This window comes from Oceanobacillus sojae (assembly GCF_900162665.1).
Taxonomy (GTDB): domain Bacteria; phylum Bacillota; class Bacilli; order Bacillales; family Amphibacillaceae; genus Oceanobacillus; species Oceanobacillus sojae_A.
On sequence record NZ_LT727811.1, the window covers coordinates 531923 to 552339 of the forward strand.

The following is a 20417-nucleotide window of genomic DNA, read 5'->3' on the forward strand; positions in this document are numbered from 1 at the left end:
GTCAGATGAAAAAGAGTTTTCAAATAGGAAGTGCCTTTGTTGGTCTTATTATCGGAGCCGGATTTGCTTCCGGGCAGGAAGTGATGCAATATTTCACCAGTTTTGGTATCTGGGGAACAGTCGGCGGGGTTGTCGCTACTCTCCTCTTCATCTTTTTAGGCTATACCTTTGCCCAACTGGGAACAGATTTGCAGGCAGCCTCTCATAAAGGCGTGATTTATCATATTGGCGGACGTTATATTGGAGCAATATTGGATATCTTGATTACCTTTTTCTTATTCGGTGTCGCTGTTGTAATGTTTGCAGGCTCCGGTTCCACCTTTGAGCAGATGTTTGGCATTAATACAATGGCAGGAAGCATCATTATGGTGGCACTGACTATCCTGACATTACTATTAAATACCAAAAAAATTATCGGCATCATCGCAGCAATCACCCCTTATTTAATCGCGATTATCTTTGTCATTTTAATCTATTCTATTTTTACAATGGATTTATCCCTTTCTGAGGCAGATGCCATAGCAAAAGAACAAACTTCTGCAGCATCGAACTGGCTGTTAAGTGCTTTTCTTTATGTATCTTATAACCTGGCAGCAGGGGCAGCCTTGCTAATTGTTATGAGCGGCGGTGAGAAAGACCGTAAAGTTGCCGGTCTTGGAGGCATTTTGGGAGGAGTGACGCTTGGCGGTTTGATTATCCTGATTCACATCGGTATGTTCGTGAAAATAGACGTGGTTGCTGGAATGGACATGCCGACCCTTGCATTAGCAGAACAAATCCACCCGGTTGTCGGCATCCTGATGGCCATTGCATTACTTGGCATGATGTATAATACAGCAGTAGGCATGTTCTACTCCTTTACGGTACGTTTTATTTCACCTGACAGTAAAGCCTATAAGCCTGCTGTGGTTATTATTGGATTACTTGGATTCATAGCCAGCTTTGCCGGTTTTACAACACTTGTCGGGAAGGTATATTCTACGATGGGCTATCTGGGATTTGCTTTGATTATTGCGGCGATTATTGCCTGGTTCAGGAGGAGTAAGGCCGGGGTTTAAGTATACGAAGCTGCGTTCTCATAAGAAAACTATTTGAAATAGGCTCTTTCAAGGTAATTGTCAAACTATATTGTCTTTATCTCTTTATTATGGTAAATTCAATTCGTAAGTGTGTTTAAAAATAAATAGCACCCCGTATATTCCTGGTAATATGGTCCGGGAGTCTCTACAGAGTAACCGATAATTACTCTACTATGGACGGTTAATTATAATAGAGTAAACTGACAGAGCAATGACGCATATGGCGTATTGTTTTTGCTGTTGATTCTAGTTATCTGGTCGTCTATTCAATAAATAGGCGGCCTTTTCTATTTGCTGGCTGGTTACTTATCAGCTTTGTTCAGGATGTATTCTATTATAGTTGCCAGCCTCTATTCAACCAATGCAGATATGCGGGTGCAAATGGAGGAAATACATGGATATTTTGAAGGATATTCTGGCAGCATTAAGCGGTGTGCTGAATGGGCTGCCTCAAGGCTTGCTGGCATTAGCATTCGGCTTTGCTTCCGTCCCTACCGCTTTAGCATTTATTGTCGGAGCTGCGGGAAATGCCTTTACTGGAACAGTAGCAGTCATTTCATTTCAGGCAGAATCTATTACTGTTGCCGGTACATTAGGGAAAAATATGAAAGAAAGGCTGTCAATGCTTTTCTTTGGAGCCTGTTTCATGGTCATCATTGGCGCTTTCGGTCTTCTAGAACGTATTGTGGAATGGATTGGTCCTGTCGTCACCGCAGGCATGATGGCAGGTGTCGGTCTAATGCTGACAAAAGTAGCCTGGGATATGGCTAAGAAAGACAAGCTGGCTGGTATTATCTCCTTTGCCAGCGCCCTGGTTACTTATATTGCAACACAGGATCTGGTTTATACCATTGCCGTTTCTGTGATTCTTTCCAGCCTGATTTATTACTTTGTGCATAAGAATGATACTGCCGGCGAAGCTCACCCTCTCCCTAAAGAGAAAATAGCGCTCCAGCCCTTTGTCTTTAATCCGGCTGTTATCCGCGGCGCTTTGGCATTGGCCTGTTTAAACATTGGGGCTAATATCGCCTTTGGCAACATTAATAGTGCGATTGCTGAAAAAAGCTTAAATCTTGATGTTCTTACCGTTATCAGCGGTGCTGCTTCTATGGTCTCTGCATTATTTGGCGGCGGCCCTGTTGAAGTTGTTATTTCTGCCACAGCCAGCGCTCCTCATGCCGTCTGGTCAGGTGTTTTAATGATGATTATTATGGCAGTTATTCTTCTTTTTGGGGTTCTGCCAAAAATAGGGAAATACATACCGACCGCATCGATTGCAGGCTTTTTGTTTGTTCTGGGAGCAATCGTTACATTACCGGGTAATGCGATCGAATCTTTAACAGCAGATGGTTCCGGCGGCATCGTCGGAGCAACTACGATCGTGGTAACTTCCATTACCGATCCTTTTATCGGAATGGTCGCAGGTGTCGTCATGCAATTCTTAATTAATTTATTCGGATTCTAATAAAACGGGGTGGACAGAATGAAAACATTTGAGATTGATATAAAAGGCTTGAAGAGAGTATTGCCGATCGTTGCGGTAGCAGAGGATTTAAATATTGCCAGCTTTGATATTCTGGGGGATACAGAATTAGTTACTTATCTTGCTCCATTATTAGCAGAAAAGCTGCCGGAAATCGACTATATCGTAACCGCTGAAGCAAAAGGTATTCCGTTAATTCATGAAATATCAAAGGTGCTGGAAATGGATACATACATTGTTGCACGAAAAAGCATTAAACCTTATATGCAGAACCCGCTGGTTAAAAAGGTAACTTCCATTACAACACAGAAGGAGCAGACCTTATGCCTTGATGGAAAAGATGCTGATTTACTTCATGGAAAAAGAGTTGCCATTATTGATGATGTGATCAGTACAGGCGAATCTGTACGTGCACTGGAGAAGCTTTTAGAAGAAGCAGGTGCAAATGTATTAGCCAAGGCTGCTCTTTTAGCTGAGGGCAGTGCTGCTGAGCGGGCGGATATTATCTTTTTGGAGGAATTGCCTTTGTTTTAGCTTTATCATCAAACAGATGTCCATAGCTTGAATGGTCTCTCATCTCAGGCTATGGATTTTTTACACTTGAGCTTGTAACATTCACTCTCCAAAAATCATATCTTCAGTTAATGAAAGAGTTGAGAAAACGTCTATGGCAACTCTTTTCACTCTAAATAAAGGTAGTTAACAAGGTGCCCCAAACCAACGTAATTAGGGCAGCGAAAATCATCGCTAATGAAGAAAAAACAGATTCCTGTTTTCCATATTCCAATGCTTTACTCGTACCAACACCATGTGCCCCCATTCCTAAAGCCAGCCCCTTCGCAATCGGTGTCTTGATGGATAGCCACTTCAGCACTTTAGGTCCAACAATCCCTCCTGCTATTCCAGTTATAATAACAAAAACCGTTGTCAATGCCGGCAATCCTCCAATCTCTTTAGATACCTCCATTGCAATAGGTGTTGTAATCGATCTGGGAAGAATGGAAACAATAAAATCATCACTCAAATGAATTAACTTTGATAACAAAAAAGTAGAAATCATAGCCACAAGCGTTCCAATTGTAATGCTGACGGCAATTGTTCCGAGGTATTTTTTTATAGTCGGCAAGTTCTTATAAATAGGAACTGCAAATGCAACCGTAGCTGGTGCCAGCATATGCGACAATAGTATCGAGCCCTGCAAATATTGGTTGGCAGATACATGTGTGATAGTAATTAACACGATTAATAGTATTGGTGCCAGCAGCAAGGGATGAAAAGCAGCTATGGATATTTTTTTATAAATCTTTTTAGAAAGTAAATAAATCAGATACGTTACAATTGTAAATACTGCAATGATCAATGCCCTTCCTCCTTCTTCCTGGCAGATACTTTTTCCGCAGTTAAAGCCGTTACACCCATGACAATCATCGTACTGATAAGAATCAAGAATATAATACCCAGCCCCTGCAGACTGAAAATCTGTTGATAATTCACTATTCCTACTGCCGAAGGGATAAAGAATAACAGCAGCTCGGCCATTAGCCATTTAGCACCCTGCTCCACCCATTCCAGCTTGATTAGGTTGCAGCACAGGGCTACAAACAATAGAAACAATCCAAGCATAGAAGACGGGATTGGCAAAGGAATAAAATGTTTTAATACTATTCCTAAGAAGAGAAAAACATGTAAAAAGCCTATTTGTAAAATAACCCCTATTATTTTCATCCGCTTCCCCTTCTTTGTTCTTCATTTCAAATTAGCTAATAACTATATTACGCTGCTTTATATCATTCGTAAAATACATATTAATCATGCTTTTCATAACTCAAAGTTATAATGAATCGGTTAAAATAAAATCAATAAACTTCCTCCCAGCATTGGAAATGTATTTCCCTTTTTTCGTAATGACAGCCAGCTTCCAAAGGATAGTCGGTTTAAGACTGATAATATGAATATCCTTCGTAAACAGACGGTTACAGATCGATTGCGGTAAAATGGCTATTCCCAAATTGGCTGCTACCATCTCAGACATCAGATCCCACTGCATACTCTTAAATAAAATTTTTGGTTCAAAGCCTGCCGTAATAAAGAAATGGTTTCGTACAATCTGGTTTAAGGCAAATTCCTCATGGTAAAAAATAAATTCTTCATCCCTTAGCTCCTTTACATTCACTTCTTTAGAAGAAGCAAGCGGATGATTCTTATGAACAATCAGCTTCATCTCCTCCTCCACGATAGGATAAACATCAAAAATCTGCTCATCTATAGGAAGTACTGCCACGCCAAGCTCAAACTCTCCCTCTTCTACACTTTTTACAACCCTCGCTCCCCCGTATTCAGTAATATCTAATTTAATATTAGGGTAACTGCGATGAAATTTCTTCATAACCTTCGGGAAAAATAAGCTCCCAATAAACGGTGGCAGTCCAATATTAAGCTGGCCCACTGAAAAATTAGTCAAGTCATTTAACGTCAATTTCATTTCATCCACTAATCCTGTTATTTCCTGCGTGTATTCTAACACCATATTGCCTGCATCTGTTAAGTCGATCGTCTTGTTAGTACGAATAATCAGGGTAGTTCCCAGCTCCTCCTCCAATGCCTTGATAGACTTGCTTAATGCCGGCTGGGAAATATGAATTTGTTGGGCAGCCTTTGTAATACTTTTATGCTTCGCCACTTCCTTGAAATAAAACAATTGTTTTAATTCCAAAATCGCCACCTCCGTTTTTAACTATAACTAATATATCATTTTTTAGAAAACCACTCATGCTGCCACCAATTAAATGAAATATTTCATTAATCCTTCCAGCAAATATCCACCCACGTTATAATAATAACTAAAGTATTGTACGCACCTGTTGAAAGGAGAGAATCATGGATATTTTAATGAAGATTCAAGAAGACTATCTGAACTTTTCCAAACAAGAAAAAAAAATCGCTGATTATATATTGCGCTTCAGCCATGAAATTAACAATATGAAAATTGGAGAGCTGGCAAACAGAACAGGTACATCTAATGCATCCATTACGAGATTTGTAAAAAGAATTGGCTGTAACAATTATTCCGATATGAAATTTCTTATTAACGCCAAAGCTGATCCGGAAGAGAATCAGGAAACACACGGGATAGCAGACGAAGTGCTTGTATACTATCAAAATGTTATAAAAAATACACAGCGGTTAATTGATATAAATAAAATCCAAGCCTTCATGGGCTTAATCAAACAGGCTGAAAATATTAATATCATAGGTATCAGCAGCTCCGGTGTTACCGCAGATCTTTTCAGCATCCGGTTAATGCGGATGGGATTAACGGCAAAAAGTTATTCTGACCCTTTATGGATGCTTATGCAAGCAAGTATAGCCAAGCCGGGAGATTTATTTATAGCTATTTCAAACAGCGGTACTACTCATTCCATTGTCGAAACACTTACAGAGGCCAAAAAAAATGGAGCAACGATTGTCTCTATCACCGGTTATTTCGAAAACCCCGTTTCTAAATTAAGTGATCTGGTATTTTACGTATATAACACCCGTTTTGTCCATGATGAAAAATTTTCAAACTCGCAATTTTCCATGGTTTATTTAATGGATGTTATTACCACCTTTCTTCTGGAGGATGAAGAATTTAAAGATAAAACACTCAAAACAAGAGAAATTGTTGGAGATTTATAAAAAAATATTAAAAAATTTTGTGCAGGAACTTGAGAAAAGGAAAATTATTTTCAAGTTCTTTTTTTATATTTATTAAATAAATAGAAGCCTCTTTTGCAAAAAGAATTGCAAAAACACTAATTCTACGCACATTTTCGGTAATTATTATCATGAATTATATATTGAAATAATAATTATCATAGTTTATGATATGTATAAATTCAGGAGCAGTACTAAAGGAGGTATTTTGTGGGGGAATACAAACAACCATACACAATTCCAAACATAGAAATACAAAGGAACGATAATCAGCTGACAATAAAATTAGTAAACGCATCAAAATCAGAATATCAATTATACGTCGGCAGCGAACCGGAAGCAGAAAAAATCAATACATTACTCGGCACCAGCTCAACAGGCGAGTTTACCGTTTCGTTACCGGTAGCAGAAGGACCGTATTATTTTCTAATTAAATCCGGTGATTTTCAGACCAATATCTTTTCTGAGCGTGTCATCCAATTACATGGAGCGATTAACATTCGGGATATGGGCGGCTATGAAACGGATGATGGCAGAGTTACAAAATGGGGACTGCTATTTCGGGGAGATCAATTATCAAAATTAGATGCAGATGATGTAAAGCTGCTGGAACGAATGAATCTGAAAACCATTGTCGATTACCGGTCGGATCATGAACGCAGCATAAATCCAAATGTAGAAATACCAAGTGTGGCAAACACTTATCATTGCGATCCACATTCAAGCTTCTCGGAAGCAGCAGCCAACGCGATCGATTTGCATAGTGAAAATGTAAAACTTGTAAGCGCTTTAGATAATGGAGAAATTGATCCTAAATATATAAATGACAAAGGTGAAAATGTCATTGAAGATTATCGAAAATTAATCGATTCAGAGGAAGCAAAAAATGCTTACGGTAAATTTCTCCGTATCTGTGCAGACAGCGAAAATATCCCGCTGGTCCATCACTGCAGAGGAGGAAAAGACCGGACAGGCTTAGGCTCGATGTTCTTACTTCTGCTGTTAAATGTGAAAGAAGAAGAAATCATTCGGGATTATGTTCTTACCGGCATTATCCGTAAAGAAAGAAACCAGCTAAAATATCAGCACTACAGTGCACTAACATCGAATCAAAACTATTTAGATTATCTCATGGCGATGATTGAAACCAGAGAAGAATATGTGAAGGCCAGTATTGATAGATTGAAAGAGATGTATGAATCCGTAGATGCCTATATGATTCAACATTTTGGGCTGACAGAAGAACAAATAGAAAAAATGAGAGAGATATACCTGGAGGAGGGTGTTGCAAAATGAGTCAAGTAGCAGTACTTGTTACGAGCCATGGAGAGTTCGCTAAACACGCATTGAAAAGTGCAGAAATGATTGTCGGAGAACAAGAAAATTACGGTGTTGTCACAGTCAGTATGGACTTAACACTGGCAGATGCCGAAAAGGAGCTGGCGGAAGAATTAAATAAGTTAGACCGCAGTGCAGGAACCGTTATTTTAGTAGACATTTTTGGAGGAACTCCCTCCAATATGAGCGGAAGAATTGTGCTTTCTGAAGAGAATGTCTTAGCGGTCAGCGGTCTAAATCTGCCAATGCTGCTTGATTTATTAAGTAACAGGGAAAGAAGCCTGGATGAAATTGCGGAATCCTTGAAAAGCACCTATCAGGAAGGGTTTACAAATATAACAGAACAACTAAACAAAGGAGAAGATGAAGATGAGTGTGAAATTTTGTAGAATTGATGACCGGTTAATTCATGGCCAAGTCGTAACAACATGGGTGAATGTCCACAGTATTGAACAGGTAATTATTTTAAACGAAACCGTTGCACAGGATAAAATTCAATCCAATGTGTTGAAAATGAGTGCACCCAGCAATATTAAACTGCATATTTTTTCACCGGAAAAATTCCTGGAGGTTATTCAAAAAAACCCGCTTTCCCGGAACACTATGCTGCTATTTTCTTCCCCATTTGATGTAGAGAAGCTGGTTAATGCAGGCTATGAGATTCCAAGCCTGAACGTTGGCGGAATGCGGGGAAATGCAGAACGCACCCAATATACAAAAGCAGTATCACTGACTCCGGAAGAAAAAGCTTCCTTTGAAAGATTACTTGTGAAGGATATAGATATCACCATTCAAATGGTACCAAGTGAAGCACGTGTAAAAATGAATGAGGTGATTTAGTCATGACCATGACTATTATAGTAATTACCTTAATAGCTTTTATCCTCGGAATTGATGATGTAAGTACAAAAATGTTTCGGAGACCATTATTAATTGCACCGATTATCGGTTTTATTTTAGGGGATGTTCAAGCAGGACTGGCAATCGGGGCAACCCTTGAAATTATGTGGATGGGTATTGGAAATGTAGGTGCATATATGGCGCCTGACCTCATTACAGGAACAATTATCAGCACTTCATTAGCTATTATGAGTACGAATGGAAGCATCGAAACAGCGGTCGCAACTGCGATTACTTTAGCTATTCCAACTTCTATTCTGGCACAGCAATTACTCGTATTAATTCAGACAATCAATGTTTCATTAAATGGCTGGGCAAAACGGCTGGCCGATAATGCGGATGTGAAGGGAACCTTCTGGTTAATCTATCCCCCGGCATTGTTAACTGGTGCAGCCCGTGCTGTTCCTACATTTATAGCTCTTTATTTCGGGGCTGGGGCAATTCAATCTGCTGTAGACGCTTTGCCAACCTTTGTCATTAACGGGTTGGAAACCGCCGGCAGCATCATCCCGGCTGTAGGTATTGCCCTATTAATGCTTGCCATGCTTAAAAAGTTTGAGCTTTGGATGTTCTTAGTTCTCGGATTTGTCTTTTCTTCCTACTTAGGCTTAGATATTCTTCCAATGACTTTAATCGCAATTGTGTTTGCATATTTCTATGAAATGATTACACGAAAAACGGCAGCAGGCGCAAATGGAGCGAATGAATCATCCAAAAATACAGGAGAAGAGGAGTATGATCTGTAATGGAACAAAAACTGACTAAAAAAGATTTATGGAAGTTGTTCATGCGATTAAACACCATGCGAATCACATTGAACTATGAAACATTACAGGGTGTCGGATTTATGCGTGCCATTGCTCCTGTATTAGAAAAAACATATTCCGATAAAGAGGAATTATCCGATGCTATGAGACGGCATGCTCAATTTTATAATTCTCATGTAAACGGTGATGCAGTAATCTTAGCAGTAACGGCTGCTATGGAGGAATCAACAGGTCCGGATGAAAAAGAAGGGATTAATTCACTGAAAACCGGTCTTATGGGCCCGCTGGCTGGACTGGGTGACAGTCTGATTAAGTTCACATGGGTTCCCATCATCGGAAGTATCGGAGCATCCTTAGCCTTCAGCGGAAGTATTATTGGGCCTATTCTAATGTTTATCCTCTATAATATCGTGAACATTGGCCTTAGATATTATGCTATTGTGTACGGATATAAAAAGGGTATCGGCTTCCTGAATGACAACCAGGAAAGCAATTTAATCCAGAGAATCTCCACAATGGCTAACGTCGTCGGACTGATGGTCGTCGGTGCACTCATTTCAACCATAATTAAGGTGCAGACCCCCTTGGAAATATCAACGGGATCCAGTGTCACCGGTGAAGTTGGAGAGAATGTTATTTCTATTCAGGAAATGCTTGATCAAATTATGCCGTCTGTTTTAAGTCTGGCAGTTACGATTGCTGTTTACCATGTTCTCAAGAAAACAAAAGGTTCTCATGCTGCCATGATTATTGTCATTCTGATGCTGTTAACAATCGCCTTAACTTATTTTGGAATTTTATAGAGGATGGCTTACAGGTAACAGGATGAGAAATGGCTGATTTGGTATTTTAATAGTATTAATAAAGCTCTTAGCCTGAAACGTTGAATATTCTTCGTTTCAGGTTTTTCTATCTATCTTTGTTGTTCCCAGCTAAACAAGAATTGCCCGGCTGTACGCTTTATACATAAAAACCCGGACAAACAATCCAGCTTGTTCATCCAGGTTCTATTAATTTATGCTACAGCATCATTCTTCTTTTCTTACTTTAAATCTTTAATTCCCGTTTCTAACATTTCCATTTGCAGTACTGTCTGTTCATCCGTAATGGTTTTATCCTTCCCATTAATAACAGCTTCATATAAATCATCGTATACTCTTCCATAATCACCATTGACAGATGGCACCTTTTCTTCATGGAAGATACCCTCTTCATCGACATAAGTCAGTACACCATAATGATTTATTGTATCGATGCCGAAGTCCTTATTATCAGGCATATAAAATAACTTTAAGTGCTCTTCCTGACGATCCTTTGTTTCTTTGATAAAACACCCTTTTTTACCATGGACAACAAAGCTCGGTCTTTCTTTCACTCTGAAATAACTGGATTTCACAGATACTTTTAACCTGCCGTAATATAGATCCAGATCGAAATAATCATTCATTCTTCCCTGTCCCAGCAATTGTTTCACATCATAATGAATATCTTCCGGCTTGCCGAAATAACTGATGACCTGATCCAGCGTATGACAGCCATGTCCATACAGAAATGATGAATTGGGGTCAAAGGAATCGGCAGACTCCGGTACTTCAGGACGGTAATAATCATAGTGCATCTCCACTTCCAGCAAATCCCCTATTTCCCCTTCTTCTATCACTTTTTGAACAGTTAAAAAATCGCTGTCAAAACGTCTGTTTTGATATGCCTGCACAATTAGATCTTTCTCTTTTGCCAAAGCAAATATTTCTTTTGCCTGTTCAGAGGTTTCCATAAAAGGCTTTTCGACCAGACAATGCTTATTATGTTCCAAGACGCGTTTGGCGTACTCATAATGGCTGTCATGTTTTGTACAGATCACAATGAGTTGAATCTCTTCATCCTGTAATAATTCATCTAAGTCGGAAGTATAATGTACTCCATTAATCTTATCCCAGCTATCATGATCAGGATTTCTCCGATAAATTGTTTTCACCTTTATATTCTCTCGTTGCAATACGAATGGCAAATGGTATCTGTTTGTGCTTTTTCCATTTCCTATATAACCGATTGTAAGCATAGCAGCCTCCTAAATTGTAGTTGTTAATTATTATTGTATACTGTTTCTTCTATTATTACTTATAAGTTATATTGGGTCAAAGAGTTCTCTTTAACTGGTAATGAGGAATTTAATATCTTTATGCTTTAGAATTGCAAGCTATTAGAAGGTTTTTTCCTTTCCTAATCTTCTTCTCAATCTCCTTTATGGCAGTTTGCAGCTATTAGTGTGTATGTTGAGAAAAAAAGAAAAACAGACAACTATACCCTAGCCGTCTGACAAAATTTATTTCATCTCTATCAATTTCCTTCTAAATAAGAAGTATCTCCCAGCGTTTCCAAGGTATACTCCCCATCTTTGTATTTCAAAATAGTAACACTTCCATTGTCAATACTTTCCCCTTGGTATTCCCCAGGGACAAGTATTTCTAACAAAGTAGGAATCATACTTCCAGATGACACAATAAGGACATTACCTGACTGGTCATTCTCCACTACCAAATCCATTGCTTCCTTGCCGCGATCTGTGATCTCATCATAAGTCTCTGCTGCATCTAATGGATCGTGTTCTGCAATCGCATCAGCAATTCCATCATCACCAAGAATATCAACTAGTTCTCCGTATTCTGACCATTCTTCATCAAATTCAAGGTCATAGCTATTCATTATTGGATTCCACATTTCTTCATTCGTTTTCCCTTCAAATCCACCGTAATTCCATTCCTTAAATCCATCATGTTCAATAATTTCAGGAGTATCAGAATCATTTTCTGTCAGAATTAATTTGGCTGTATTTCGTTGTCTGCCAAGATCACTGGAATAGGCTGAAATAAACTCAATATCTGATAATCCTTTACCAACAATGCTAGCCTGTTCCTTCCCTTCATCGGTCAGCTGGGAATCTGCAAATCCCTGAACTTGTCCGGTTGTATTAAACCATGTTTTCCCGTGTCTTACGAGGTAGATAACTAATTCATCCTGCTGCTCCTGCTCCGTTGCCTCCTCTGAATCTGCCGAAGATTCATTTGATGGTGTATCTGAGTTACTCGCACATGCTGCCAATAGCAACAATAGAAAAGCTCCCAGTAGGATCATTTTTTGTTTCATTTTTACTTCCCCCTATACGCTATTTTTTATTGACTTTTTATTCTGAAAAATAACCTCCAGCACCCATCAGCTCAATTAAACGGTCAATAATCACTTCCCGATTTTTTGCTCCGGCCAAGTAATTCACATGATAAGATTCGGCAACCAGCTCAATAATACGAGGAAAGATCTGATTAAACATATGTGTATCCTGTTTATTTACTGCCAATCCGATAATTAATTTTACTTCATTGCTGTCCCAATCAACTGGTGTATCTGGTATCAATATAATTAGACCTGTCTTATCTGCCTCATATTTCATTGTATGTGGAATAGCCACCCCGCTTGGATAAGAAGTAGCGGAAATTTTTTCTCTCTGATTTAATTTCTCCAGATAATCTGTCGGCACATAGTTATTTTGTTGAAATACACCTGAGATTGTTTGCATGATTTGTTTCTTTGATAAATCTTCATCTAGATGAATGAAGAATTCCTCTTTGATAAGCTCCGGAATTTTCATTTTAATAAATTGAACATATTTGTGATGCTTGATTTCTTCAATTTGTCTTCGGATTAATGCGATATCATGCTTTGTTATAAATTCATGTATACTTACGATTTCTGCATTAATCGTGGCAAAGGCATTCTCTACCTGGTTAGCATCTAGGGTTGTAATAATAAATTCTGGTGAAAGAAGTGCACTTATCTCACTGATATCTTCATATACCCCTGCCACTTCCAGATCATCCTCAAAATTTCTTTTAATAACGTGCTGAATATCTGACTGCTGTGATAGATAGGCAGGAGTAATAATAATCGTTTTAATTTTTTGTTCTTCCTCCGGCTGACTATTCAGGTAAGAGCCGATATGCAATGCGAGAAAAGCAATCTCATCATCATTGATTTCAACATCCAGATCATTGGCTAATACAGATGCCAGATAGACTGAGATATCAAAAATAATCGGATACTTAATACGTATGTTTAAGACACTCAGGTTTCTTGTATATTTATTTTGTAATAAGCGATTATAGAGATTTTGGATATGAATCAGGAGCCGATTTCTAAATGAATCGTTATCAAAATCAACCATATAGACTTCACTTATTTCCTGGATAGCATGATCTAAAGCCTTAGCGATATCATTACTTGTATAGTTATTTACCAGTGTCTTATCCGGGTTGGATTGTCCGTCAAATAAGATAGATAGCTCGTCTTTATCTGCTTGAGAAAGGCGAATCTGATAATTTTCATACAACCGCTCCGCTATTTCTTCCACTATCTGAAAGCTGACAGCAGTCCGATTTTCAACTTGATAAGAGCTCTTTTCTAATTGTTCATCGTCTGAAGCGCGATCTACAGCTATCGCTAAATGCAGAATAAAATTTTTGCAAAAATACGTATTTGGATGCACATCATATTTTTCAAAGCTTTCTTTACTTAATTTCATTAATGCTTGCAGGGAGATATCCCCTAAAAACATCTGGATTTCCTGCTCTAAGGAGGTACTGGTCGGTTTCGAATAATCGATTAAATCAATCATCAGCTTTCTGCGGCTCTTTTCATTTCCTTTTAACAAATATCGATGATGCTGTTGGGTAATCTGCAGCCCATGCTTATTTACTAACTGATTAAGCTGAGCCATATCCGATCGTATGGTTGCATCAGAAACATATAACGTATCTGCTAAATCAAACAAATCCAAACCGCGTTCAGACCTTTTAATCAGGCGCCTCAATATATAAAAACGTCTGCTCTCCGCATGACTTGTAGTGTTTGTGCCTTTATGAACCTGCTTGTTTTCTTCTCCAATGCGATAGCCTGCTCTGCTGGATTCAATCAGGTTGGGATGCTTTTCATTGATTGCTTTCACATAATTCCGAACCGTACGATCACTTACACTTAAAGCCTCTGCCAACGTTTTGGAAGATACATAATGTTCTCCTGTCAGTTTTCTTAAATAATCTAAGAGCATTTCTGTGTTGTTCATAATAATCATTCCTTATAGAGAAAAAAGGGGTGCCCGCCACCCCTTTTTTCTATTACTGCTTATATTTCAGAACCATTTGTTGCTATAACCTGTTTGTACCAATCAAAGCTGTCCTTTTTAATTCGTTTTCCAGTTCCATTTCCTTCATCATCCAAATCGACATAGATAAAACCGTAGCGCTTGGACATTTGCTGGGAAGAGCAGCTGACGATATCAATTGGTCCCCATGCACAATAGCCGATAACATTTGCCCCGTTTTGAATGGCACGTCCAATTTGTTCAATGTGGTCTCCTAAATAGGCCATGCGATAGTCATCATGAACTTTTCCGTCTACTAATTCATCATACATGCCAAAACCATTTTCAGCGATAACAATTGGTTTTTCATAACGATCCCAGTATTGAGATAGTGAATTATATAAGCCCTGCGGATCAACATTCCATCCCCACGGATTCGCATCTAAATGTGGATTCGGTGTAATAGAATCGGCTTTGTTCACATTCTTCTCAGCATCCACCATTTGTGAGAAATAATAAGAAATAGCGAGATAATCCATTGTGTTTTCTTTTAGTACTGCCCGCTCCTCATCCGTAATATCCAAATGAATATCATTTTCTGCAAAATAGTTTTCTGCATAAACTGGTATATCCCCACGGAATTGCACATCCGTAAAATAATACTGCATGCGATTATGCTCCATGGCAAGAATAATATCATTTGGCTTGCAGGAATATGGATAAACTGTACAATCAGCTACCATCGTGCCAATTTGCAAATCATACGGCAAGGTTTTTGCGTATTTCCGAATCTTCGCTGAAGCTACCAATTGATTGTAGACACCCTGGTATTCCGCTTCTTCCTTGCGTTTATATTGATCACTGCATACGCCAAGCGAAAGAAATGGCTCAATCTGCACCATATTGACCTGATTAATGACAATCCAATATTTCACCCGATCGCCGAAACGTTCTAATAACACTTTTCCATATCGTTCAAACATCTCAATCACAGCTTTATTTGTCCAGCCTCCATATTCCAATGTGATATGAATCGGCGTTTCATAATGAAGCATGGTGATAATTGGCTCGATACCTAAAGACTTCATCTTATCAATCATTTTTCCATAATGAGCTAGTGCTGCTTCGTTTGGCTCCTTCTCATCTCCGTTTGGAAATACTCTTGCCCAATCTATTGACGTACGGAAGGTTTTAAAGCCCATCTCTGCTAAGAGTTCCAGATCTGATTCATACGTATGATAGAAATCAATTCCAAAACGTTTCGGAAAATACTGCCCGGTATCTGCTACATTTTTCTTTACTTCTTCCAACGTCATCCCAAGTTTTTCTAATTGTTGAATTTCATCATTTGATTTTCCTTTTAAATAAGGCTGCACATCTGAGCTGTTTAGCTTTTTGCCATCAGCTTGCCAGGCACCATCTGCCTGACTTGCAGCAATTGCACCTCCCCAAAGAAAATCTTCTGGAAAGCTTGCGTAGTTATTTTTTCTCAATTTAATCATTCCCCTTCCTCTAATAATTCTTTATCTTGCTCTATAGCTTGTTTATCGTAAATTTTGAAAAATGGATAGTAAATAACCCATGAAGCTGCGAAAATTACAAAGAAATAAATCAACCCAGTAATCGATGCTGTTACAAGCCAGTTTAAAATTGGTCCAGGTAAATACCAGAGTTGAAATGGTTCATGTGGAATTGGAACCAGACCAACCTTCAATACAATCCAGGTCAATATCGGGCCTACCAATCCATTAATCCACATTGGAATCATCAAAATCGGGTTAAATGCAATTGGAGCACCGAACACAATCGGCTCATTAATATTAAAAACAGAAGGAATAAGCGATGCCTTCCCAATCATTTTTAATCGCTGTGATTTTGCCATAAAGGCGAGCATGATACATAGAGCCAAAGTAGCTCCTCCCCCGCCGATTAAGAATAATTGTCCAGCCTCAGCTGTGAAAATATTCGTCACTTCCTGTCCCGCTGCAAAGTTAGCCTGATTCTCTGCAATAGCCGGCAATGCGATAGCAGATTGAACAGGGTAAATCACCCATGTCGAAATCCCAAAGGTGTATAGAAAAGCAAAGCCAATAAAGAAGATAATCACAAATCCCCAAAAGCCCTGTCCCAAATGAATCAATGGCGCGAAGATTGAGTTAACCACACTGTATAAACTAATCTCTAACTGGAATGTAAATAACCATCCAATTAGTAAAATCACAATGATTGGAATTAACGTATTGAACCAGACCGCAACAAAATCAGGAATAGCAGAATCCTCACCGATGAATTTCCATTTGGAAAACAGGTTCATAATGAATCCTACGAACAAGCCGGAGAAAAGCGCTGCAATCATGCCGCCTGTTCCCAGCGTATTAAAATCAAATTGAATCATACCTTCTGCCGTAAACTGCGGGAATACAAGTAATAAGAAAAAGGCGATACCAGCAAGCCCTGCTTGCTTTGAAACCTCTGTATGCCCTTTACGCTTCATAATCGCTTCCGGGATAAGATAAGCTAAAAACAGAGAAAACAATCCGAAAGAAAAAGAACTAATCATCGAGAAGTCAGGAAATCCTTCCCAGAAATCTTTTACAATAGATAAAATCGTTGCAAATGACCCGATAAAAACCATTGGCATTGCAGCTAAAATCGAATCTTGAATTGCTGCAATCCACGGGTTCTTAGCAATTTTATTAATCCGTGGTGAAAAACTATCTGTCATCCAGGCCATAAAACGTTCCATTTGTTTCACCCCTTCAGTTCTTTATATAGTTTAATCATTTCCTGCATCATATTTATTTCTGTCTTTACTGTCATTAAGGTATCCTGTGCGTGACCAAACAATGGCGAGTATGGAATATCAATTCCTTCCGCTTCTTTTTGCAGCATATTTGTTTGCGCCTGATGAGCAGTTCCTACTTCGTCATTTGCCTCTTTTATTAATCGATTTGCTTCTTCAAAGTTAGCTTCTGAAGCTTTATTCACCGCTTGAAATACCAATTCGCGCGCATTTCCTGCATGGAGTATCACCTGCATGGAAATGGATACTAATTCATCTTTGCTTACTTCTTCCATAATTACTCGCCGCCTTCAAGATAATCTTTTGCTACTTTAACCAGTCCCTTGCCATCGAGGGCACCGTAAACTCGTTGTGGAATAATTCCTGCTTTAACTCCTGCTTCTTCACAGGCTCCCTGCACTTCTTCAATCATATATTTTAAATGTGGTGCCACTAGTAATAAGTCAATTTCATTTAAGTGGTTATGCACTTCAGATTCACTTTTTGCTTTGAATTCGATATCTGCTTTCTCCTTCTTCGCAGCTTTTCTTGCCGCCGCAGCCATAAATCCTGAAGATGCTCCTGCTCCACAGATTAATAATACTTTTTTAGCCATAATTAACTTCCCCTTTCTTGTATGGTTCAAGTTTATCAACACCGGTAAGCGATTACATTTAAATCTATTTCCTCGTATTAGGAAAGAGGATTAAACCAGAAAACAGGAGCATATACAATCATGTTTTCAGCACTTCCGAAAAACCAAATAAGACACATTCTGCTTCGCTAATAAGCAGAATGTGTCTTATTTTACTTTAAGTAATATTATTTTTTCGTCTCTTCACCCAACAAAGATGCTGCTTCCTCATCAATAATAACAATGACATTATCCTTATCTCTGAGTGCAGTTGCAGGGCAGTCTGTAGAAACTTCCCCTTCCAGAAGGTTTTTCACTGCTTCACTTTTACGTTTTCCAGATACAAGCAGGATAACTTTCTCTGCTTCCAGAATCTCAGTAAATCCCAATGTTATCATTTCTGTCGGGGCTGCATCTCTTTCAATATTGTATTCTCTCATGGTACTTTCAATGGTAGAATCATCATGTTCTGCCAGGAAAATAGTCGAATCAAAAGGCGTCCCGGGTTCATTGGCTCCAATATGCCCATTGGTTCCTAATCCAAGCACCTGAACATCTCTCGGATAAGCATTTAACACTTCTTTATATCTGTTGATTTCTTCCTCTTTATTTTCGGCCTCTCCATTAATTAAAAAGATTTCCTTCGGCTGTGTATTAATTTTGTTATAAAAATTTTCATACATAAAAGTGTTTACCGTATATACAGCGTCCTTAGGGCCAATATATTCATCCAGATTCATCATCACCGTATTACTGATATCCAGTCCGTTATTTACTCCTTCTACAAGCAAAGTAAATAATCCTCTTGGTGAGCCGCCTGTTGTCATTGATATCACCGGCTGTTCCTTTGTTTCCATGACATCTTTAATAATTTCATACCCTTTTTCCGACATTTCCTCATAGTTTTTCACAAAAATAGTTTTCATCATTTTTATCATTAAAACAACCCTGTTTTAATGAATGTCCCTCCTTTATTACAATCCTTTTTATATAGCTTATTTCTTTACTTCCTGCTTCAAAGCTCGAGCAGCTTGTTCCACTTTTCCGCCATAAACAACCTGAATATTTTTTTGATCAATTTTTACAATTCCCATAGATCCTGTTTCCTTTAATAAGGCTTCATTAACTACAGAAGTATCATTAAGTATCAATCGTAATCTGGAAATACAATTATCGATCTCAACAATATTTTCTTTTCCTCCAAGCGCAGTCATAATTTGTGTACCTAGATTATCTCCCTCCTTTGTTGAAGCCTCCAGATTTGTATCTTCAGTTGTTTCTTCCGAATCGGATGTCCTTCCCGGAGTCTTGACATCCATCTTTTCAATAACGAATTTGAAAACAAAGTAGTAAGCAACTGCATAGAAAATACCAACAAGTACAATTAAATACCATCTCGTATAGGTTCCTTGTAAAATACCGAAAATCGTTAAATCAATCAAGCCGCCGCCAGCATTTCCGACAGCTACACCCATTACTGTCATCAGGAAGAATGAGAGGCCGGCCATAAATGCATGAAACACCCATAAAACTGGCGAAATAAAGATAAAAGCAAATTCAATTGGCTCGGTAATACCTGTCAGAAAAGCTGTTAATGCTGCAGCAAGGAGCATCCCTTTTACCTTTGGACGATTTTTCAAATAAGCTGTTTTATACATGGCATAACATGCTGCCGGGAGACCAAACACCATAAAAGCATGTGTCCCTTGTGTTAAGAAGCGTGTTGCAGCTCTTAATGTTTCCATATCCGGCTGTGCAGATGCAAGTGATGCGTTAAATATAGATAATGCCCCAGATACCGTCTGTCCGTCTACAACCGCCGTACCGCCTATTGGAGTAAAACGGATTAATTGGTTTAAAACATGATGCAGTCCTGTAGGAATAAGCAATCTCTCGGAAAAGCCGTATAAGAATGTCCCAATCGCACCCGACCGCCCGATTAATCCACCTAAACCATTGATAGCTGTATTAAAGTATGGCCAGATTAAATATGCAGCAAATGAAATAAATGGGATCGTTACAATAATCATAATCGGAACAAAACGGTTACCGCTAAAAAAGCTGAAAGCAGTAGGCAATTGTTTTGTATGGTACCGATTATGGATAAAAGCAGTCCATAATCCAACAAGAATACCTCCAAAAACACCCATCCGATAGGTAAATACACCAAGCATTAATTCATAGGCATTTGATATTTCCACTGCCCGTACCTGATTCATGCCTTCTTGTAACAGATGCTCCACGGATGTCGTTTCTGCGGTTATACCATTCAGTTTTAGGAAATAACCGATAACTACATGGAAGATAACAAATGCAATGACTACAGAAAAACCGGCTATCTCTTTATCCTCTCTTGCCATTCCAATAGCTACAGAAACAGCAAATAGAATTGGAAGCAGTGCAAACATCATGGAAACAATCGCCTGCACCCCGCCAATAATGTTTTGAATGATGACAGCGTTAGCAAAAGTTTCACCAACAAGTGATGGATTTTGCAAAATGGAAACAATACCTAGTAATAATCCTGAAGCAATAATAATGGATAATGGACCCATTAATGTCTTTCCAAACTTTTGAATCTTTGTTCTCACATGACACACCTCCGTT

General features: G+C 38.7%; 21 protein-coding genes and 1 riboswitch. Of the genes, 9 read left to right on the forward strand and 12 right to left on the reverse strand.

Going from position 1 to position 20417, the window contains the following annotated elements; genetic code table 11:
- Positions 1 to 5 precede the first annotated feature (5 nt).
- The 3 genes from BN1068_RS09780 (at position 6) to BN1068_RS09790 (ending at position 3096) form a co-directional block, all read left to right on the forward strand.
- Complete coding sequence (locus BN1068_RS09780; protein ID WP_077602673.1) at positions 6 to 1058, forward strand: YkvI family membrane protein; 1053 nt, start codon at positions 6 to 8, stop codon at positions 1056 to 1058.
- A gap of 113 nt (positions 1059 to 1171) precedes the next feature.
- Positions 1172 to 1273: riboswitch (purine riboswitch) on the forward strand.
- Between the two features lie 200 nt (positions 1274 to 1473).
- On the forward strand, positions 1474 to 2544 hold the full coding sequence (locus BN1068_RS09785) for a SulP family inorganic anion transporter (RefSeq protein ID WP_077602674.1): 1071 nt from the start codon (positions 1474 to 1476) through the stop codon (positions 2542 to 2544).
- Positions 2545 to 2562: 18 nt separating this feature from the next.
- Complete coding sequence (locus BN1068_RS09790; RefSeq protein WP_077602675.1) at positions 2563 to 3096, forward strand: phosphoribosyltransferase family protein; 534 nt, start codon at positions 2563 to 2565, stop codon at positions 3094 to 3096.
- Positions 3097 to 3247: 151 nt separating this feature from the next.
- Here the strand turns inward: BN1068_RS09790 and BN1068_RS09795 are convergent, their stop codons facing one another.
- The 3 genes from BN1068_RS09795 to BN1068_RS09805 form a co-directional block, all read right to left on the reverse strand.
- Positions 3248 to 3922, reverse strand: coding sequence for an LrgB family protein (locus BN1068_RS09795; protein WP_077602676.1), 675 nt, complete (start codon positions 3920 to 3922; stop codon positions 3248 to 3250).
- Positions 3919 to 4287 (reverse strand): CidA/LrgA family protein, encoded by a 369-nt coding sequence (locus BN1068_RS09800; RefSeq protein WP_077602677.1) that lies wholly within the window; start codon positions 4285 to 4287, stop codon positions 3919 to 3921. Before BN1068_RS09800 ends, BN1068_RS09795 begins: the two co-directional genes overlap by 4 nt.
- Positions 4288 to 4393: 106 nt before the next feature.
- Positions 4394 to 5275 carry a LysR family transcriptional regulator gene (locus tag BN1068_RS09805; protein WP_077602678.1) on the reverse strand — a complete coding sequence of 294 codons (882 nt, stop codon included), beginning with the start codon at positions 5273 to 5275 and terminating at the stop codon, positions 4394 to 4396.
- Between the two features lie 164 nt (positions 5276 to 5439).
- Between BN1068_RS09805 and BN1068_RS09810 the strand changes: the two genes are divergently transcribed.
- The 6 genes from BN1068_RS09810 to BN1068_RS09835 all read left to right on the forward strand — a co-directional run bounded on the left by BN1068_RS09810 (position 5440) and on the right by BN1068_RS09835 (position 10066).
- Entirely contained in the window at positions 5440 to 6240 is an 801-nt protein-coding gene (locus tag BN1068_RS09810) for a MurR/RpiR family transcriptional regulator (protein ID WP_077602679.1), read from the forward strand.
- A 228-nt stretch (positions 6241 to 6468) separates the two neighbouring features.
- On the forward strand, positions 6469 to 7554 hold the full coding sequence (locus BN1068_RS09815) for a tyrosine-protein phosphatase (RefSeq protein WP_077602680.1): 1086 nt from the start codon (positions 6469 to 6471) through the stop codon (positions 7552 to 7554).
- Positions 7551 to 7985, forward strand: coding sequence for a PTS sugar transporter subunit IIA (locus BN1068_RS09820; RefSeq protein ID WP_077602681.1), 435 nt, complete (start codon positions 7551 to 7553; stop codon positions 7983 to 7985). The genes BN1068_RS09815 and BN1068_RS09820 overlap by 4 nt, the downstream gene beginning before the upstream one ends.
- A complete protein-coding gene (locus tag BN1068_RS09825; RefSeq protein ID WP_077602682.1) occupies positions 7966 to 8436 on the forward strand; it encodes a PTS sugar transporter subunit IIB in 471 nt (156 codons plus the stop codon). Before BN1068_RS09820 ends, BN1068_RS09825 begins: the two co-directional genes overlap by 20 nt.
- 2 nt (positions 8437 to 8438) lie before the next feature.
- On the forward strand, positions 8439 to 9242 hold the full coding sequence (locus tag BN1068_RS09830) for a PTS mannose/fructose/sorbose/N-acetylgalactosamine transporter subunit IIC (RefSeq protein ID WP_217697314.1): 804 nt from the start codon (positions 8439 to 8441) through the stop codon (positions 9240 to 9242).
- Complete coding sequence (locus BN1068_RS09835; RefSeq protein WP_077602683.1) at positions 9242 to 10066, forward strand: PTS system mannose/fructose/sorbose family transporter subunit IID; 825 nt, start codon at positions 9242 to 9244, stop codon at positions 10064 to 10066. The genes BN1068_RS09830 and BN1068_RS09835 overlap by 1 nt, the downstream gene beginning before the upstream one ends.
- A gap of 239 nt (positions 10067 to 10305) precedes the next feature.
- Here BN1068_RS09835 and BN1068_RS09840 read toward each other — a convergent pair whose 3' ends face one another.
- The 9 genes from BN1068_RS09840 to BN1068_RS09880 form a co-directional block, all read right to left on the reverse strand.
- Entirely contained in the window at positions 10306 to 11322 is a 1017-nt protein-coding gene (locus tag BN1068_RS09840; RefSeq protein WP_077602684.1) for an oxidoreductase, read from the reverse strand.
- Between the two features lie 278 nt (positions 11323 to 11600).
- The gene (locus BN1068_RS09845; RefSeq protein WP_077602685.1) at positions 11601 to 12407 is read right to left on the reverse strand and encodes a histidine phosphatase family protein; all 807 of its coding nucleotides are present in this window, start codon (positions 12405 to 12407) and stop codon (positions 11601 to 11603) included.
- A 37-nt stretch (positions 12408 to 12444) separates the two neighbouring features.
- Positions 12445 to 14376 carry a BglG family transcription antiterminator gene (locus BN1068_RS09850; protein WP_175637123.1) on the reverse strand — a complete coding sequence of 644 codons (1932 nt, stop codon included), beginning with the start codon at positions 14374 to 14376 and terminating at the stop codon, positions 12445 to 12447.
- 59 nt (positions 14377 to 14435) lie between these two features.
- Complete coding sequence (locus BN1068_RS09855; protein WP_077602687.1) at positions 14436 to 15896, reverse strand: glycoside hydrolase family 1 protein; 1461 nt, start codon at positions 15894 to 15896, stop codon at positions 14436 to 14438.
- Positions 15893 to 17140 (reverse strand): PTS sugar transporter subunit IIC, encoded by a 1248-nt coding sequence (locus BN1068_RS09860; protein WP_077602688.1) that lies wholly within the window; start codon positions 17138 to 17140, stop codon positions 15893 to 15895. The genes BN1068_RS09855 and BN1068_RS09860 overlap by 4 nt, the downstream gene beginning before the upstream one ends.
- Before the next feature lie 5 nt (positions 17141 to 17145).
- Positions 17146 to 17472 carry a PTS lactose/cellobiose transporter subunit IIA gene (locus BN1068_RS09865; protein WP_077602689.1) on the reverse strand — a complete coding sequence of 109 codons (327 nt, stop codon included), beginning with the start codon at positions 17470 to 17472 and terminating at the stop codon, positions 17146 to 17148.
- A gap of 2 nt (positions 17473 to 17474) precedes the next feature.
- On the reverse strand, positions 17475 to 17792 hold the full coding sequence (locus tag BN1068_RS09870; RefSeq protein ID WP_077602690.1) for a PTS sugar transporter subunit IIB: 318 nt from the start codon (positions 17790 to 17792) through the stop codon (positions 17475 to 17477).
- Between the two features lie 206 nt (positions 17793 to 17998).
- Entirely contained in the window at positions 17999 to 18748 is a 750-nt protein-coding gene (locus BN1068_RS09875; protein ID WP_217697315.1) for a glucosamine-6-phosphate deaminase, read from the reverse strand.
- A 57-nt stretch (positions 18749 to 18805) separates the two neighbouring features.
- Positions 18806 to 20401 (reverse strand): PTS transporter subunit EIIC, encoded by a 1596-nt coding sequence (locus BN1068_RS09880; protein ID WP_077602691.1) that lies wholly within the window; start codon positions 20399 to 20401, stop codon positions 18806 to 18808.
- Between the last annotated feature and the right edge of the window lie 16 nt (positions 20402 to 20417).

Bases quoted from the DNA above. Each gene is read 5' to 3' on its own strand.
- BN1068_RS09780 (WP_077602673.1), top strand. From the start codon at position 6: ATGAAAAAGAGTTTTCAAATAGGAAGTGCCTTTGTTGGTCTTATTATC.
- BN1068_RS09785 (WP_077602674.1), top strand. From the start codon at position 1,474: ATGGATATTTTGAAGGATATTCTGGCAGCATTAAGCGGTGTGCTGAAT.
- BN1068_RS09790 (WP_077602675.1), top strand. From the start codon at position 2,563: ATGAAAACATTTGAGATTGATATAAAAGGCTTGAAGAGAGTATTGCCG.
- BN1068_RS09800 (WP_077602677.1), bottom strand. From the start codon at position 4,287: ATGAAAATAATAGGGGTTATTTTACAAATAGGCTTTTTACATGTTTTT.
- BN1068_RS09810 (WP_077602679.1), top strand. From the start codon at position 5,440: ATGGATATTTTAATGAAGATTCAAGAAGACTATCTGAACTTTTCCAAA.
- BN1068_RS09820 (WP_077602681.1), top strand. From the start codon at position 7,551: ATGAGTCAAGTAGCAGTACTTGTTACGAGCCATGGAGAGTTCGCTAAA.
- BN1068_RS09825 (WP_077602682.1), top strand. From the start codon at position 7,966: ATGAGTGTGAAATTTTGTAGAATTGATGACCGGTTAATTCATGGCCAA.
- BN1068_RS09830 (WP_217697314.1), top strand. From the start codon at position 8,439: ATGACCATGACTATTATAGTAATTACCTTAATAGCTTTTATCCTCGGA.
- BN1068_RS09835 (WP_077602683.1), top strand. From the start codon at position 9,242: ATGGAACAAAAACTGACTAAAAAAGATTTATGGAAGTTGTTCATGCGA.
- BN1068_RS09840 (WP_077602684.1), bottom strand. From the start codon at position 11,322: ATGCTTACAATCGGTTATATAGGAAATGGAAAAAGCACAAACAGATAC.
- BN1068_RS09845 (WP_077602685.1), bottom strand. From the start codon at position 12,407: ATGAAACAAAAAATGATCCTACTGGGAGCTTTTCTATTGTTGCTATTG.
- BN1068_RS09850 (WP_175637123.1), bottom strand. From the start codon at position 14,376: ATGAACAACACAGAAATGCTCTTAGATTATTTAAGAAAACTGACAGGA.
- BN1068_RS09855 (WP_077602687.1), bottom strand. From the start codon at position 15,896: ATGATTAAATTGAGAAAAAATAACTACGCAAGCTTTCCAGAAGATTTT.
- BN1068_RS09860 (WP_077602688.1), bottom strand. From the start codon at position 17,140: ATGGAACGTTTTATGGCCTGGATGACAGATAGTTTTTCACCACGGATT.
- BN1068_RS09865 (WP_077602689.1), bottom strand. From the start codon at position 17,472: ATGGAAGAAGTAAGCAAAGATGAATTAGTATCCATTTCCATGCAGGTG.
- BN1068_RS09870 (WP_077602690.1), bottom strand. From the start codon at position 17,792: ATGGCTAAAAAAGTATTATTAATCTGTGGAGCAGGAGCATCTTCAGGA.
- BN1068_RS09875 (WP_217697315.1), bottom strand. From the start codon at position 18,748: ATGATAAAAATGATGAAAACTATTTTTGTGAAAAACTATGAGGAAATG.